General features: G+C 74.4%; 16 protein-coding genes. 6 read left to right on the forward strand and 10 right to left on the reverse strand.

Annotated features, from left to right (window positions below; all coding sequences use genetic code 11):
* Window positions 1-46: 46 nt before the first annotated feature.
* Genes H7X46_RS21230 through H7X46_RS21240 form a run of 3 tightly spaced genes read right to left on the reverse strand, consistent with a single transcriptional unit; the run spans window position 47 to window position 3621 of the window.
* Window positions 47-1294, reverse strand: coding sequence for an MFS transporter (locus H7X46_RS21230; protein ID WP_370588890.1), 1248 nt, complete (start codon window positions 1292-1294; stop codon window positions 47-49).
* Window positions 1291-2649: a glycosyltransferase family 87 protein gene (locus tag H7X46_RS21235; RefSeq protein WP_186361072.1), complete on the reverse strand. Its 1359-nt coding sequence runs from the start codon at window positions 2647-2649 to the stop codon at window positions 1291-1293. The genes H7X46_RS21230 and H7X46_RS21235 overlap by 4 nt, the downstream gene beginning before the upstream one ends.
* 33 nt (window positions 2650-2682) lie before the next feature.
* Window positions 2683-3621 (reverse strand): tetratricopeptide repeat protein, encoded by a 939-nt coding sequence (locus H7X46_RS21240; RefSeq protein ID WP_255426186.1) that lies wholly within the window; start codon window positions 3619-3621, stop codon window positions 2683-2685.
* Between the two features lie 316 nt (window positions 3622-3937).
* On the opposite strand from H7X46_RS21240, the gene H7X46_RS21245 reads away from it, so the two are divergent.
* Window positions 3938-4183, forward strand: a complete 246-nt coding sequence (locus H7X46_RS21245; protein WP_186361073.1) for a hypothetical protein — start codon at window positions 3938-3940, stop codon at window positions 4181-4183.
* 136 nt (window positions 4184-4319) lie between these two features.
* Here H7X46_RS21245 and H7X46_RS21250 read toward each other — a convergent pair whose 3' ends face one another.
* The gene (locus H7X46_RS21250) at window positions 4320-5054 is read right to left on the reverse strand and encodes an alpha/beta hydrolase (RefSeq protein WP_186361074.1); all 735 of its coding nucleotides are present in this window, start codon (window positions 5052-5054) and stop codon (window positions 4320-4322) included.
* Window positions 5051-5365 carry a thiamine-binding protein gene (locus tag H7X46_RS21255; RefSeq protein WP_186361075.1) on the reverse strand — a complete coding sequence of 105 codons (315 nt, stop codon included), beginning with the start codon at window positions 5363-5365 and terminating at the stop codon, window positions 5051-5053. The genes H7X46_RS21250 and H7X46_RS21255 overlap by 4 nt, the downstream gene beginning before the upstream one ends.
* A 79-nt stretch (window positions 5366-5444) precedes the next feature.
* Here H7X46_RS21255 and H7X46_RS21260 point away from each other — a divergent pair, with 79 nt between their 5' ends.
* Complete coding sequence (locus H7X46_RS21260) at window positions 5445-5951, forward strand: MarR family winged helix-turn-helix transcriptional regulator (protein ID WP_186361076.1); 507 nt, start codon at window positions 5445-5447, stop codon at window positions 5949-5951.
* A gap of 19 nt (window positions 5952-5970) precedes the next feature.
* Here the strand turns inward: H7X46_RS21260 and H7X46_RS21265 are convergent, their stop codons facing one another.
* Entirely contained in the window at window positions 5971-6171 is a 201-nt protein-coding gene (locus H7X46_RS21265) for a hypothetical protein (RefSeq protein WP_186361077.1), read from the reverse strand.
* 114 nt (window positions 6172-6285) lie between these two features.
* Between H7X46_RS21265 and H7X46_RS21270 the strand changes: the two genes are divergently transcribed.
* Window positions 6286-7209 carry a helix-turn-helix transcriptional regulator gene (locus H7X46_RS21270; RefSeq protein ID WP_186361078.1) on the forward strand — a complete coding sequence of 308 codons (924 nt, stop codon included), beginning with the start codon at window positions 6286-6288 and terminating at the stop codon, window positions 7207-7209.
* 106 nt (window positions 7210-7315) lie between these two features.
* On the opposite strand, the gene meaB is transcribed toward H7X46_RS21270, so the two are convergent.
* Both meaB and H7X46_RS21280 read right to left on the reverse strand, forming a co-directional pair.
* Window positions 7316-8275, reverse strand: a complete 960-nt coding sequence (gene meaB, locus H7X46_RS21275) for a methylmalonyl Co-A mutase-associated GTPase MeaB (protein ID WP_186361079.1) — start codon at window positions 8273-8275, stop codon at window positions 7316-7318.
* Window positions 8276-8379: 104 nt separating this feature from the next.
* Window positions 8380-9567, reverse strand: coding sequence for an acetyl-CoA C-acetyltransferase (locus H7X46_RS21280; protein WP_186361080.1), 1188 nt, complete (start codon window positions 9565-9567; stop codon window positions 8380-8382).
* A gap of 138 nt (window positions 9568-9705) precedes the next feature.
* Between H7X46_RS21280 and mce the strand changes: the two genes are divergently transcribed.
* From mce to H7X46_RS21295, 3 genes are all read left to right on the forward strand, one after another.
* Window positions 9706-10164, forward strand: a complete 459-nt coding sequence (gene mce / locus H7X46_RS21285) for a methylmalonyl-CoA epimerase (protein WP_186361081.1) — start codon at window positions 9706-9708, stop codon at window positions 10162-10164.
* Window positions 10165-10339: 175 nt separating this feature from the next.
* Entirely contained in the window at window positions 10340-11671 is a 1332-nt protein-coding gene (ccrA, locus tag H7X46_RS21290) for a crotonyl-CoA carboxylase/reductase (protein ID WP_186361082.1), read from the forward strand.
* A gap of 133 nt (window positions 11672-11804) precedes the next feature.
* Window positions 11805-12944 carry a hypothetical protein gene (locus H7X46_RS21295; RefSeq protein ID WP_186361083.1) on the forward strand — a complete coding sequence of 380 codons (1140 nt, stop codon included), beginning with the start codon at window positions 11805-11807 and terminating at the stop codon, window positions 12942-12944.
* 76 nt (window positions 12945-13020) lie between these two features.
* Here the strand turns inward: H7X46_RS21295 and H7X46_RS21300 are convergent, their stop codons facing one another.
* Entirely contained in the window at window positions 13021-13257 is a 237-nt protein-coding gene (locus H7X46_RS21300) for a hypothetical protein (protein ID WP_186361084.1), read from the reverse strand.
* Window positions 13258-13361: 104 nt separating this feature from the next.
* Entirely contained in the window at window positions 13362-15146 is a 1785-nt protein-coding gene (locus tag H7X46_RS21305) for a 3-hydroxybutyryl-CoA dehydrogenase (protein WP_186361085.1), read from the reverse strand.
* Window positions 15147-15162 lie beyond the last annotated feature (16 nt).

The following is a 15162-nucleotide window of genomic DNA, read 5'->3' on the forward strand; positions in this document are numbered from 1 at the left end:
CATGGACACCGGCCAGATCTGACCGCTTTCCCTGCCGGATCGGCGATCACCCGGGCTGCGTCGCCCCCGCGTCCGCGCGGCGGACGCCCAGCACGGCGGCCGCCCCAAGCGCCGCGACGGCGGCGAAGGCGAAGAAGCCCCACGGGTAGGCGATCCCGGCCTGCAGCAGGAGCCCGCCGAGCACCGGCCCGGAGATCGCGCCCAGCCGGCCGATCCCGCTGGCGGCGCCGATCGCGGACGCCCGCGCGTGCGCCGGGTAGTGGCGGCTGATGTAGGCGTACACGAGAACCTGCGAGCTGAACACGAACACCCCGGCCAGCAGCACGCCGACGTAGACGCCGACCCCGGGCATCCGGACGGCCAGCAGGGCCAGGAACACCGTCGCGGCGCAGAACCAGGCGACGGTCGCCGGGCGCAGCCCGACCCGGTCCGCGACCGGACCGGCGACGAGCAGGCCGAGCACCGCGCCGACGTTGAGCACGAGCAGCTGCGACAGCGCCGCGCCGAGGCCGTACCCCGCGGTCCGCATGATCTGCGGCAGCCACGTGTTGAGGCCGTAGACCAGCAGCAGGCCCATGAACGACGCGACCCAGAACGCGATCGACGACGGCAGGTAGCCGTCCTTGACCAGCTGCGCGACCGGGTTGCGGGGCGCCGCGCGTCCGGCGGCCGGCGCCGCGGCGGGGGCCTCGTCGGGCAGGAAGCGGGCCAGCAGCGGCACCAGGACCACCGCCGGCAGCGCGCCGAGCACGAACATCCACTGCCAGCCGAACGCGGGGATCACGCCGATGCCCAGCAGCGACGTGGCCACCGCTCCGACGTGGTAGCCGGTCATGAGGATCGTCGTCGCGCTGCCGCCCCGGCCGGGCCGGCCGTGCTCGTTGACCAGGGCGATGGCGACCGGGAGCACACCGCCGAGGCCGAGACCGGCCAGGAAGCGCAGCACGCCGAACGTCCACGGACCGGCCGCGAACGCGCACGCGAGGCTGAGGACCGAGAACGACACCACGGTGATCAGCATGGCCGTGCGACGGCCGACGCGGTCGGCCAGCGGCCCCGCGGACAGCGCGCCGACCATCACCCCGACGAGGCCCGCGGTCGAGATCAGCGAGGCGGTGGCCGGGTCCAGGCCCCACGCCGGTTCGTCGAGCAGCGCGGGCAGCACGACACCGAGCACGACCAGGTCGAAGCCCTCCAGCGCCACGGCCGCCCAGCACAGCGGCGCGATCCAGCCGCGGCGCACCGTCCTGTCCTGTCCTCCGGCCGTCACCCTGCTCCGGGATCCGTCGGTCACCGCGGGCCTCCTCGCTCGATCGGTGCCGGGGAGTGTGCGAGCTCAGCGAGCGAGCCGGGGCGACGCTTCCGCAGAGCGGAAGGCCGGCCGGTCGACGGGCGGAGCAGCGACCACCACGTCGCGAGCAGGACCGCGGTGTAGAGGGCCCGGGCGAGCGGGGCGAGCAGGTGACCGTCCGGCCACAGGTCCACCCAGCCGACCGGCACGACGGCCAGCGCCAGGATCGCCGCCACCACCCGGCGCCGGGTCGCGCCCCGCGGCGCGCTCGCGACCAGGACCACCAGCCCCGGTACGAGCAGCAGCAGGTAGTTGTGCCAGGCGATCGGCGCGGCGAGCAGCCCGGTCGCGACGACGGCGAACGGTGCCGTCCCCGCCGGGTCGGTGCCGGCCGCGGCCGACCGCCCGTCGCGGGCGCTCCGGCGGGCGTAGTGGCAGAGGGTGCCGGCCAGCAGCAGCCCGCCGGCGACGGTGCCGACGACCGTGGGCAGCCCCCAGCGCAGCGCGAGCCCGGGCAGCGACGCGTTGTCGGGCGTCGGGCCGACCGGCTCGGTGAGCACCATCGCGATCCACTGCCACGCCGTCGCCGGGCCCGCGACGGCCACACCGGCCAGCGTCGCCGTCGCCGCGGCCGCGATGCCGGCGAGGAACGGCCGCCACCGGCGCTGCGCGGCCGGCAGGAGCAGCAGCGGTCCCAGGGACGGCTTGAGCGCGACGGTGACGCCGTAGCACGTGGCGGCCAGCCGGGGGTGCCCGCGGCGCTCCGCGAGCCAGCCCGCGACCAGCCCGGCCAGCAGCAGCGGGTAGATCTGGCCGAGCAGCAGGGTCCCGTGCAGCGGCGAGGACGCGAGCACGCCGCCGAGCACCAGCCACGTCCAGGTCAGGCCGATCCCGGTCTCCCGGCAGGCCACGCCGACCGCGCCCACGACGAGGGCGACCGAGAGCGCGGTGAACAGCCGGTACGCGGTGACCGGTTCCAGCAGGCCGAACGGGGCCAGCAGCACCGACAGCAGCGGCGGGTTCAGGTTGTTCAGGCGGGCGCCGGTGTCGTAGATCGCCGCACTGCCGGGCCCCTGCTCCACGAGGGCGTGGGCCGACTGCCAGAAGGTGTCGAAGTCGACGTGCATCGTCGCGAGATCCGTCGCCGGGATCCAGCGCAGCAGCGGGGGCTGACCGAAGGCGAACAGCAGGACCGCGGTGAGCAGGGCGGCCCCGGCGACGACCGGGGCCCCGGCCCGGACCAGTCGATGCGGCCACGCGGCTCCGGTGGGGTGCGACGCCGGCGGGGCCGGCTCGCCGGGGCCGGGCGCAGGTTCCGTCGCGGGGTCTCCGGCCGCCGGCCGGAGCGCGTCGGTCACGGCGCGGGCGGGATGGGAACCGTCATCGCCCGGTCAGAACAGCGCCCGGGCGAGCGCCCGGCGCGCCGTGCTGACCCGCTGGTCGTCCGCGGGGAACAGCTCGAACAGGCCGACCAGGTGCCCGCGGACGCGGTCCCGGTCGTCCCCGCCCGTGCGGGCCACCGTGTTCACCAGCCGGGTGAACGCGGCCTCGACCTGGTCGGCGGCCATCTCGGCGTCGGCCGCCGCGAGCTGGGCGTCGACGTCGTCCGGGTTCGCGTCGGCGCGCTCGATCGCGGACGGGTCGGCCTGCTCGGCACGGGCCAGGAACCGCACCTGCGCGAGCGCGGCCTTGGCCTGCTCGTTCGCCGGCTCCGTGTCCAGGATGCCCAGGTAGGCGGACTCCGCGGCCGCGTAGTCGCCCTGTTCGAGGGCCTCCTCGGCCGCCGTGAACCGCGGGTCCTCCGGCTCCTCGGCGGGTTCGGCACCGGCCTCGTCCGCCGCCCGGCGCTCCCCCTCGGCGATCGCCGGCATCCGGTCGCGGAGCGCGTCGAGCAGCGACCGGACCCACTCGGCGGCCCGGTCGTCGGGGATGGCCCCGTTGACGGCGTCGACCGGCTGGCCACCGACGAGCACGACGACCATCGGGACCTGCTGCACCCGGAAGGCCTGCGCGATCCGCGGCTGGGTGTCGATGTCCACCCGGGCCAGCAGCCACGCGCCCCCGCCGGTCGAGGCCAGCCGCTCCAGCTCCGCGGAGAGCTGCTCCTCGCGCGGGTAGCGGCTGGCCCAGAGCTCCACGACCACCGGGACCTGCAGCGAGGGCTCGACGACCTCGTTCTGGAAGCCCGCCTCGGTGGCGTCGACGACGTACGCACCGCCGCCGCCCCCACCTGCGGCCGGGGCACCGCCGGACGAGGTCTGCTTGTTGGCCGCCTCGGCCCGCGCCTTCAGACCGGAGAGATCGACCGCTCCGGCCATGGCCGAGGACATCGCTGCACGCTGGGCCGCCTGACGAGGATCTGGGCGAGACACGCCGCCCATCCTGGCACGCCCGCGTGTCGGGCGTGACGCACCCCGCCCCTCCGCCGTGCGGGCCGCCGGCCGGACCCGTTCCATCCCATGGACGATCACCGGACCGGCGGAGCAACACCCGGCCACCCCACTCGTTGAACACGGTGCAGGGCCATCGTGGTGACCCTGCGTGACCGGGCCCCGGGCGCGCGCGGCGCGTCCACCCCCGAGTGACATCCCCCAGAAGACGAGTGAGAACGCCGGACCACCGGTGAACGACGGAGGAATCCCGAAGATGAGCAACGTTCAGTCCGCCGCCAAGCCGACCCTCGCGTACGTGTCGCTTGCGCTGGGCGCCCTCGGCGTGATCGCCGGGTTCCTCGTCCCGCTGTTCGCCTGGATCCTGGGCGCGGCGGGTCTGGTCACCGGTTTCCTCGCCTACCGCCAGCCGGCGCTGGCGAAGCTGGGCCAGATCGGCATGGTGCTCGGTTTCGTGGCGATCCTCGTGGGCGTGTACCACTTCAGCAGCATCATGGCCTGACGGCGGCGCCGCCCCGATCGCGGGACGGCACCCCGCACCACCACGAGCGGGCCCCTCGTGGGAACAGTTCCCACGAGGGGCTCGCTCGTAAAGATCCCGGGAACTCGCGCCACGGGCTCGCGCGGGGTCGGAGCCGTCAGCCGGGGGCCGCAGCGACGCCGGCCAGCAGCCCGGCCAGTTCACCCGGGCGCGTGCACATGGGGAAGTGCCCGCCCCCGAGCTCGACGACCTCCGCCCCGATCCGAGCGGCCTCCCGGCGGCTGCCGTCCGGGTCGACCACACGGTCGCCGGTGCAGATCACCGACACGGTCCGGACGGTCGGCCAGGTGGTGAGCGGGCACGGCTCCGCGAGCAGGGTCCAGTCCTGCGGGCGCAGGTCCGCGACCGCCGCCGCGACGGCGGCCCGCCCGCCCCCGGCCGGCTCCTCGGCGACACCCCGGTACAGCCCGGTGGCGGCGGTCTCCGCGTCCGGCCAGTAGGTGATCCGCCCCTCGCCCCGGCGCACCCCGGCGTCGTACCCGGGAACCATCAGCTCCGGCTCGGCCCGCATCCGGTCCCGGTAGGCCCGGCCGGGCTCGGGGACGAGCGCGCCCACCAGCACCAGCGCCCGTACCCGGGCGGGGTCGAGCCGGCCGGCGACCGCGGCCGCGACCAGCCCGCCCAGGGAGTGGCCGGCCAGCACCACGGGACCGTCCGCGCCGGCCGCCGCGAGCACCGGTGCCATCAGGTCCTCGTGGCCCGTGCCGGGGGTGTCCGCCGGCAGGTCGGGCGCGGACGCCGGCATCCCGGTCCGCTCCAGCTGGGCCACGACGGGCGCCCAGGAGGAGCCACGGTGCCAGGCGCCGTGGACCAGGACGACCTGCGCCGTCACGCGCCCGACTCCCGCAGGTGTTCCTCGACCCGGTCGACCTTGGCTCGCAGCTGCCCGTGGTGGCCCGGCCGGATGTCGGCCTTGAGCACCAGGCTGACCCGCGGGGCGACGGCGGCGACCGCCTCGACGGCAGCCTTGACGACCGCCATCCCCTCGTCCCAGGTCTCGGACTCGATCGTGGTGAACATCGACGTGGTCTCGTTCGGGAGACCCGACTCGCGGACCACCCGGACCGCCTCGGCGACGGCGGCGCCGACGCTGCCGTCACCGGAGGCCGAGCCGGAGGGCGCGATGCTGAACGCGAAGAGCATGGCGCCAGCCTGCCACGCCGCACCGGCACCTCACCGGCACGCGGGCCGGGCGTGCGGCTCCACTTGCTAGCGTCGTGCCATGGCAGCACACGGGTCGCTCCCCTTCGACCCGATCCAGCGCGCGGCCGATCTGTGGGAGGAGCGGATCGGCCCGTCGCGCACGATGGCCGCCGTCACCAGCGTCATGCGGGTCCAGCAGATCCTGCTGTCCGAGGTGGACGGTGCGCTCAAGCCGCTCGGCCTGACCTTCGCCCGCTACGAGGCACTGGTGCTGCTCGACTTCGCGCGCCGCGGCAGCCTGCCGATGCGGGTGATGGGTGAGCGGCTGCAGCTGCACCCGACGAGCGTCACCAACATCGTCGACCGGCTGCAGGGCGACGGTCTCGTCCGCCGGCTCCCGCACCCGACCGACCGCCGCGCGACGCTGGTCGAGCTGACCCCGGAGGGCCGTGACCGGCTGGCGAAGGCGACCGCGGCCGTCACCGCGATCGGATTCGGCCTCACCGGCCTGGACGACGCGGAGCAGGACCAGCTGACGGCGCTGCTGCGGACCGTGCGGCGCTCGGCCGGCGACTTCGACCAGTAACCGCACCTCCCTCCCTCCCTCACCCGCCCCGCCCGCGACGACGGCGCCGGGGCCTGCGTGGCGGTGGCGGCACACCGTGACCATGGCCGGGCCAGCCGCGCATCACCGACCCGCGTGGCGGGACCGGTGCCCGCAGCATCCGCCGCACGGTCGCCCAGCCCGCTGCAGCGCCGGAGCCACCGGACAGCGCGACGCAGACGAGGTAGTCGATCAGGTCCATCGAGCACGCTCCGAGCGGGGTTGACGAGGTGCTGCGGCAACGGCGTTGACCCTACGGCGGGGGACCGACAGAATCGGTGTCGTGGACCCGGGCGACACCGCACCGACGGGGTCCGTGACACCCGGAGCCCGCTCCGCGCTGCGCGCCGCCCGGCAGGAGCGTGGCTGGTCCCAGACCGACGCCGCGCGGCGGCTGGCGGAGCTCGCCGCCCGGCGCGGCGGGAGCACCGCGCGGCCCGGCAGCCTCAAGACCCAGCTCTCCCGCTGGGAGAACGGGCACGCGACCCCGGCCCCGGAGCACCGGGCGCTGCTGGTCGAGCTGTACGGGGGCACCCCGGCCGAGCTCGGTCTCGAACCGGCGGCCCCGGAGACCGCCCACGGGGCCGACGACCGGCTCCGGGCCGCACTCGCCCGGGCCGCTGCACTCGACGACGCCGGCCTGGCGCTGCTCGCCGACCAGCTCCGCGGCACGGCGGCGCTGGACCACCGGCTCGGCACGGCTGCCGCGCACGGCACGCTGACCAGCCAGGTCGAGCAGCTCCGCGAGCTGCTCACGCACTGCGTCGATCCCGGCACCGCCGAGCGCCTGGCCGAACTCCTGGCCGGGGCGGCGCTCCTGGCCGGCGACCAGGAGCGCGACCGGGGCGCGCCGGACCTGGCCTGGCACGCCTACGTGCTGGCCGGCGAGGCGGCCGGGCGGGCCGCCCGCAGCGATCTGGCCGCACTCGCGCACGGCCGCCGCGAGCGGCTCCGGCGAGAGCTGGACCGACCGGCCGTCGACCGCGCCGTCCCGCCGCCCGGCCGGATCGACGTGCACGCACCCCCGGTGCCCATCTGGGCCGAGCTCGGGCACGACGACGGCGGCGAGAGCTCGATCCGGGACCGGACGGAGGCCGCGCTGCGCGAGGCGACCGAGGCGGCCCGGGCCGGGCGCGCCGAGGACGCGGGGGCTGCGGCGGCCCGTGCCCGGCGGCTCGCCCTGCGCTCCGGGTCGGCGCGCACGCTCACGCTGCTCCGGCAGGCGCAGCGACCCTCCTGAACTGCCGACTCATGGAGCTTTGGTCCCGTGGCACGGGACCAAAGCTCCATGAGTCCCAGCCCGGGAAGGCGGCGGCACGCGGGTGGGCGTCGCGGCGGGGTGGGCGTCAGCCGGAACTCTCGAGCAGCTCGTCGGCGGCAGCCCACGGGTCCAGCTCCCCGGCCAGCACCCGGCCGGTCAGCGCGTCGAGCGCCGCCCCGCCGCGCACCTGCTCCATCCGGGCCCGCACCTGCTCCATCCCGATCGCCTCGATCTCGCGGCGGATCCGCTCGCGCCGGCGCCGCTCGCGCTCACCGGACTTCTCGGCCCAGGTCAGGTGCTCGTCGAGGGCGTCGGCGAGCGCGTCGATCCCCTCGGCCCGGGAGGCCACGGTCGACAGGACCGGCGGCGCCCAGGCCTCCGCCCCGGCGTCCTCGCGCAGGTGCAGCATGTTCCGCAGCTCGCGGACGGTGCGGCGGGTGCCGTCCCGGTCGGCCTTGTTGACCACGAAGACGTCACCGATCTCCAGGATCCCGGCCTTCGCCGCCTGGATGCCGTCGCCCATGCCGGGTGCGAGCAGCACGACGGTGGTGTCGGCCAGCCCGACGATCTCGACCTCGGACTGGCCGACGCCGACGGTCTCGACCAGCACGACGTCGCAGCCGGCCGCGTCGAGCACGCGCAGCGCCTGCGGGGTCGCCCAGGACAGCCCACCGAGGTGGCCGCGGGTGGCCATGGAGCGGATGAAGACGCCGGGGTCGTCGGCGTGCTCCCCCATCCGCACCCGGTCGCCGAGCAGCGCGCCCCCGCTGAACGGCGACGACGGGTCCACGGCCAGCACGCCGACCGTCCGGCCGCGGGCGCGGAGCTCGGTGACCAGCGCCGAGGTCGAGGTGGACTTCCCGACGCCGGGCGAGCCGGTCAGCCCGACCACGTGCGCGCGCCCGGTGTGCGGGGTCAGCGCGGCGGACACCTCCCGCAGCCGCGGGCCGGCGTTCTCCACCATCGAGATCAGCCGGGCGACGGCGAGCTGCTCGCCGGCGCGTGCCCGCTCGACCAGCTCGCCGGGGTCCGGGGGTCCGCCCACGGTCGTCCTCCTCCTCGACGCCGGGGCGCGCGGGACGCCCGGCGCAACGGGCCGGGATGTGCGTCGGCCCCCGCCGCAGCGGGGGCCGACGAGCAGATCCGGGATCAGGCCTTCGGCACCCGGACGATCAGGGCGTCGCCCTGGCCGCCACCGCCGCACAGGGCGGCCGCGCCGACGCCGCCGCCGCGGGCCTTGAGGGCCAGGGCGAGGTGCAGCGCGATCCGGGCGCCGGACATGCCGATCGGGTGGCCGAGGGCGATCGCACCGCCGTCGACGTTCACCTTGTCCTCGGCGATGCCCAGCTTGCGGGTGGAGACGATGCCCACCGCGGCGAACGCCTCGTTGATCTCCACGAGGTCCAGGTCGGCGGGCTGGATGCCCTCCTTCTCGCAGGCCTTGGCGATCGCGTTGGCCGGCTGCTCGTGCAGCGAGGCGTCCGGGCCGGCGACGACGCCGTGCGCACCGATCTCGGCGATCCAGTCCAGCCCCAGCTCCTCGGCCTTGGCCTTGCTCATCACGACGACCGCGGCGGCACCGTCGGAGATCTGCGACGCGGAGCCCGCGGTGATCGTGCCGTCCGCCGAGAACGCAGGCCGGAGCGCGCCGAGGCTCTCGGTGGTGGTGTCCCCGCGCACGCCCTCGTCGGTGGTGAACTGCACCGGGTCGCCCTTGCGCTGGGGGATCTCGACCGGGGCGATCTCCTGGTCGAAGGTGCCGTCCTGCGCGGCGCGGGCCGCGTTCTGGTGCGAGCGGGCGGCGAAGGCGTCCTGCTCCTCGCGGGTCAGGCCGTAGCGCTCGTTGTACTTCTCGGTCGATGCGCCCATCGCAACCTGGTCGAACGCGCAGAACAGCCCGTCGTAGGACATGTGGTCGGTGAGCGTGGCGTCACCGAACTTGGTGCCCTCGCGGGACTTGGTCAGCAGGTGCGGCGCCTGGGTCATCGACTCCTGGCCCCCGGCGACGACGACGTCGAACTCCCCGGCCCGGATGAGCTGGTCGGCGAGGGCGATGGCGTCGATCCCGGACAGGCAGACCTTGTTGATGGTCAGCGCCGGGACGTCCATCGGGATGCCCGCGGCGACGGCGGCCTGGCGGGCGGGGATCTGGCCCGCGCCCGCGGTCAGCACCTGACCCATGATCGTGTACTGGACCTGGTCGGGAGCGACGCCCGCACGCTCCAGCGCGGACTTGATGGCGACCCCACCGAGCTGGGCTCCGGAGAACCCTTTCAGCGAGCCGAGCAGGCGGCCCATGGGCGTGCGGGCCCCGGCGACGATCACGGTTCCGGACACGGGTCCTCCAGCAAGCTTCGTTGACAGGTGGGCGGCCACCATACCCACGTCTCACGGTCGTACGGCACGACCCGAACGGTGGGGGTGACCAGCGGCACATCGCCCTACTCGCGAGTAGAACGGGTACCTTCTGCCCCCATGACGACAACCGAGGACGCTCTCTCACCGCTGGTCGTGGCCGTGGACCACGTGGGCATCGCGGTGCCCGACCTGGACGAGGCGATCCGCTGGTACGCGGAGAACCTGGGCCTCGTCCCGGTGCACGAGGAGACCAACACCGAGCAGGGGGTGCGCGAGGCGATGCTGGGCGCCCCCGGCGAGGCGGCGGGGGCCACCAAGGTGCAGCTGCTCGCCCCGCTCGACGGGAACTCGACGATCGCGAAGTTCATCGACCGCAACGGCCCCGGCCTGCAGCAGGTCGCCTACCGGGTGGCCGACGTCGCGGCCGCGGCCGACGCATTGCGCGCCAAGGGGCTGCGCCTGCTCTACGACGAGCCGCGCCGCGGGACCTCGAACTCCAAGGTCAACTTCGTCCATCCCAAGGACGCCGGCGGCGTGCTGGTCGAGCTCGTGGAACCGGCCGCCGAGGGCCACTGACACCGCTCACGCAGTACGGGCGTCCGGTGGCCTGGATCACGAAACCGGGTGCCGGATGTCACGCCCACCCAGCCGGCTTGGATACGATACTACGCAGTAACTTGCGGTATCCCAAGCAAACGGGTCCGATGTACCCGGATCACTCCCCTAGCAACGTCGCCATCGGAGGCCACCAGTGAAGGACATCCGCGACGCCATCCTCGCCGGGCAGTTCGCCGACGTCGGCGGCCTGGAGGTGCCCGAGACCTACCAGGGCGTCACCGTCCGGGCCGAGGACGCCGACATGTTCGAGGGTCTGCCCACCCAGGAGAAGGACCCGCGCAAGAGCCTGCGCGTCGAGGACGTCCCGGTCCCCGAGCTGGGCCCGGGCGAGGCGCTGGTGGCCGTGATGGCCAGCGCCATCAACTACAACACGGTGTGGACGTCGATCTTCGAGCCGCTCTCGACGTTCAACTTCCTCAAGCGCTACGGCAAGCTCTCCCCGCTGGCCGCCCGGCACGACCTGCCGTACCACGTGGTCGGCTCGGACCTCGCCGGCGTGGTCGTGCGGACCGGGCCGGGAGTCAACTCCTGGAAGGCGGGCGACCAGGTCGTCGCGCACTGCCTGTCGGTCGAGCTCGAGAGCCCGGACGGGCACTCCGACACGATGATGGACCCGGAGCAGCGCATCTGGGGCTTCGAGACGAACTTCGGCGGCCTCGCCGAGCTGGCACTGGTGAAGTCCAACCAGCTCATGCCCAAGCCCGACCACCTCACCTGGGAGGAGGCCGCCTCCCCCGGCCTGGTCAACTCGACCGCCTACCGCCAGCTGGTGTCGCGCAACGGAGCCGACATGAAGCAGGGCGACGTCGTGCTGATCTGGGGTGCCTCCGGCGGCCTCGGCTCCTACGCCACCCAGTTCGCGCTGAACGGGGGCGCCACCCCGGTCTGCGTCGTCTCCTCCGAGGAGAAGGCCCAGATCTGCCGGAACATGGGCGCCGAGCTGGTGATCGACCGCAACGCCGAGGGCTACAAGTTCTGGAAGGACCCGCAGACCCAGGACCCCAAGGAGTGGAAGCGCTTCGGGGCCCGGATCCGGGAGCTGACCGGCGGTGAGGACCCGGACATCGTCTTCGAGCACCCCGGCCGGGAGACCTTCGGCGCCTCGATCTACGTCACCCGCAAGGGCGGCCAGATCGTCACCTGCGCGTCGACCTCGGGCTACATGCACGAGTTCGACAACCGCTACCTGTGGATGAACCTCAAGCGGATCGTCGGCTCGCACTTCGCGAACTACCGGGAGGCCTTCGAGGCCAACCGGCTCGTCGCCAAGGGCATGATCCACCCGACGCTGTCGCGGGTGTACCCGCTCGCCGAGACCGGCCAGGCCGCGTACGACGTCCACAAGAACACCCACCAGGGCAAGGTCGGCGTGCTGGCGCTGGCCCCCGAGGAGGGTCTGGGCGTGGCGAACCCGGAGAAGCGGGAGAAGCACCTCGAGGGGATCAACCGCTTCCGCGGGGTCTGACCTGCCGTGCGAACCGACGCCGGGTCCGGTCGTGCTGCACACGACCGGACCCGTGTCCAGGGGTGGGTGAAGCTGGTGACCCTCGGCGCGGGAACACACGGCCCCGCTACGCGCTCGGCGGTACGGTGACGCCATGGCCGGTGACCACGATGTGCCCGTACCCCGGACCGGTTTCTCGATCGCGCGCCGCGGATACGACCAGGCGCAGGTCGACAGCCACCTGCGCCGGCTCGACGCCGAGGTGCGGATGCTGGCCGCCGACCGGGACGCCGCCGTCGCCCAGAACACCCGGCTGAGCCGCGAGCTGGACGACGCCCGGACCCGCGTCGAGGCCCTGCAGCAGCAGGTGAACCGGCTCGCCGGGCCCCCGCAGAGCGTCCAGGGCATGAGCGAGCGGCTCCGTTCGATGCTCCGCCTGGCCGAGGACGAGGTCGCCGAGATGCACTCCCGGGCCGACCGGGAGATCGCGGAGCAGCGCCGGCAGGGCGAGGAGCACGCCCGCGCCGTGATCGCCGACGCCCGCGCGCGGGCCGAGCAGCTCACCGCGGACGCCGAGGCCCACCGCGCCGACCTGGACCGGCAGGCCGAGGAGCGGGACCGCGCCCTCGACGAGAAACAGGCCCGGATCGAACGGGAGCTCGCCGAGCTGCGGGAACGGACCGAGACCGAGCTCGCCGAGCTCCGCGACAGCACCGAGCGCTCGCTGGCCGAGCAGCGGGAGAACACCCTGCGCGAGCTCTCCGAGCAGGAACGGGTCGTCACCGAGCGGCTCACCCGCGAGGACGCCCAGGCCCGGGAGAACCGCGAGCAGATCGAGCACGACTTCCGGATCGCGATGGACCAGCGTCGCGCCGAGGCGCTGAGCGCGCTGTTCGCCGAACGGGACGGGCTGACCGACGAGATCACCCGGCGCAGGCGGGAGACCGACGAGGAGGTCCGGCAGGCCCTCGACGAGGCGCGCTCCGAGGCCGAGCGGCTCCGCTCGGATGCCCGCCGGGACGCCGAGGAGACCACCACGCGGGCCCGCTTCCGCGTCGAGCAGCTCACCGACCTGCGCAGCAAGGTGGCCGAGCAGCTACGCACGACCCGGGCGCTGCTCGACACCGAGGCCACCGCCCTGGAGGCCGGGCCGTCCCTGGCCGACGTCCCGGAGCAGCCCGATCCGGCCGGGTCCGGCCAGGCCACGACCGGGCAGACCGCGGACCGCCCCGCGCGCCCCTCACCCGCGCCCCGCTCCCACGCCTACGCCGAGCAGGGCTCGCACGCCCGCTGACCCCGGGCCGGCCTCCCGCGCCGCGCCCGGGCAGACGGCCGGGCCACGCCGGCCCACCCGAGCGGGCCGCCCGCCGTCAGCGCCGCCGGGAGCCGGGCCGGCGCCGGTCGCGGGCGTTCCAGCAGGGCAGGTGCCAGTGCCTGCGATCCTCGACGCCGCCGGTGTCGTCGGCCGGCCACGCCACCACGTGCGGCGTGCCCGCTGGCAGGACCTGGTCGCAGCCCGGGCAGCGGTAGTCCTTCACCGACGACCCGCCGGGGACCCGGCGGACGTTCCACTCGCCGTCCCGCCCGCTCTCCCGGGACGTGATCATGCCGCTGCCGAGCGGCGGCGCGACCGGGCGGCCCCGCCCCCGTTCCGTGGGGCGGGGCCGTCTGGCGCGTCCGCGGGCCATCCGCTCGTCGCTCGCCGGGCGGGTCAGCGCTGGGTGTAGTCCCGGAAGCCGTGCCCGGTCTTGCGGCCCAGCCGGCCCGCCGTCACCAGGTGCTCCAGCAGCGGCGCCGGCGCGAAGCCGGACTGGCGGAACTCCGAGTACAGCGACCGCTGGATCGCCAGCGACACGTCGAGGCCGACCACGTCGAGCAGCTCGAACGGCCCCATTGGCAGCGCGCAGCCGGTCTTCATGGCCGCATCGATGTCGTCGGCGGTCGCGTAGTGCGCCTGCAGCATCTTCACCGCGTCGTTGAGGTACGGGAACAGCAGCGCGTTGACGATGAACCCGGCCCGGTCACCGCAGCGCACCGGCACCTTCTTCAGGTTCTTGGTCACCTGCACCACGGTGGCGGCGACGTCGCGCGAGGTGCCGATGGTCGACACGACCTCGACCAGCTTCATCACCGGCGCCGGGTTGAAGAAGTGCATCCCCACGACGTCGGCGGGCCGCCCGGTGGCGGCGGCGCACTCGACGATCGGCAGCGACGACGTCGTGGTCGCGAGGATCGCGCCCGGCTTGCAGATCTCGTCGAGCGCGCCGAACATCGCCCGCTTGACGTCGATCTCCTCGGCGACGGCCTCGACGACCAGGTCGACGTCGGCCATGTCCTCGAGCCGGGTGGTGCCGGTGATCCGGCCGATGATCGCGTCGCGGTCGGCCTCCTCGAGCTTCCCGCGGGCGACCGCCTTGTCCAGCGACCGGCGCACCTGCCCGACCGAGCCCTCGACCTTGGACTCGCTGCGGCCGCGGACGACGACGTCGTACCCGGCCTTGGCGAACACCTCGACGATGCCCGACGCCATCGTGCCGGTGCCCACGACGCCGACCCGGTTGACCTCCCGCAGCGTGACGTCGTCGGGGACGTCCGACGACGGCGTCTCGCCGTCCGGCACCACGGCCGAGGAGTGCGGCGCCTCGTAGCTGTAGAAGCCGCGCCCGCTCTTCCGGCCGAGCAGCCCGGCGCTGATCATCTGCTTGAACACCGGGTTCGGCGCGTGCATCAGGTTGCGCGACTCCCGGTACATCTGCTCGAGGATCTCGTAGGCGGTGTCCAGGCCGATCAGGTCGAGCAGGGCCAGCGGGCCCATCGGGTAGCCGCAGCCGTAGCGCATGCCGGCGTCGATGTCCTCGCGGCTGGCGTAGCGCTCGGCGTACATCCGCGCGGCGTGGTTGAGGTAGCCGAACAGCAGCGCGTTCGCGATGAACCCGGCCCGGTCGCCGATGACGACCGGGACCTTGCCCAGCGAGTCGGCGAACGCCTGCACGTCGTCGATCACGTCCGGCTCGGTGACGACGGTGCGCACCACCTCGACCAGCTTCTGCACCGGCGCCGGGTTGAAGAAGTGCATCCCGACGACCTTGCCGGGACGCGTGGTGCGCACGGCCAGCTCGGTCACCGACAGCGACGAGGTGTTGGTGCAGAGGATCGCGTCCTCGGCGACCACCTCGTCGACCGCGGCGAACGCCTCCGCCTTCGCCTCCAGGCTCTCCGGGATCGCCTCGACGACGAGCTGGGCCGGGGCCAGCTCGGACAGCGACGTGGTGATCGTGATGCGGCCCAGCAGCTCGTCGGCCTGTTCCTGGGTGAGCTTGCCCCGCTCGACCGCACGGCCGGTGGAGGCGGCCAGGTGCGCGCGGCCCCGCTCCCCCGCGGCCTCGTCGATCTCGACGGCGATCACTTCGAGACCGTTGCGGGCGAAGACCTCCACGATCCCCGCCCCCATCGTGCCGAGGCCGAGCACTCCGACCGTCCGGAACTCGCGTGCCACGCTGGAACCTCCTGGT

Origin of the sequence: Pseudonocardia sp. C8 (assembly GCF_014267175.1) — a bacterium.
In the GTDB taxonomy this organism is placed as follows: Bacteria; Actinomycetota; Actinomycetes; order Mycobacteriales; family Pseudonocardiaceae; genus Pseudonocardia.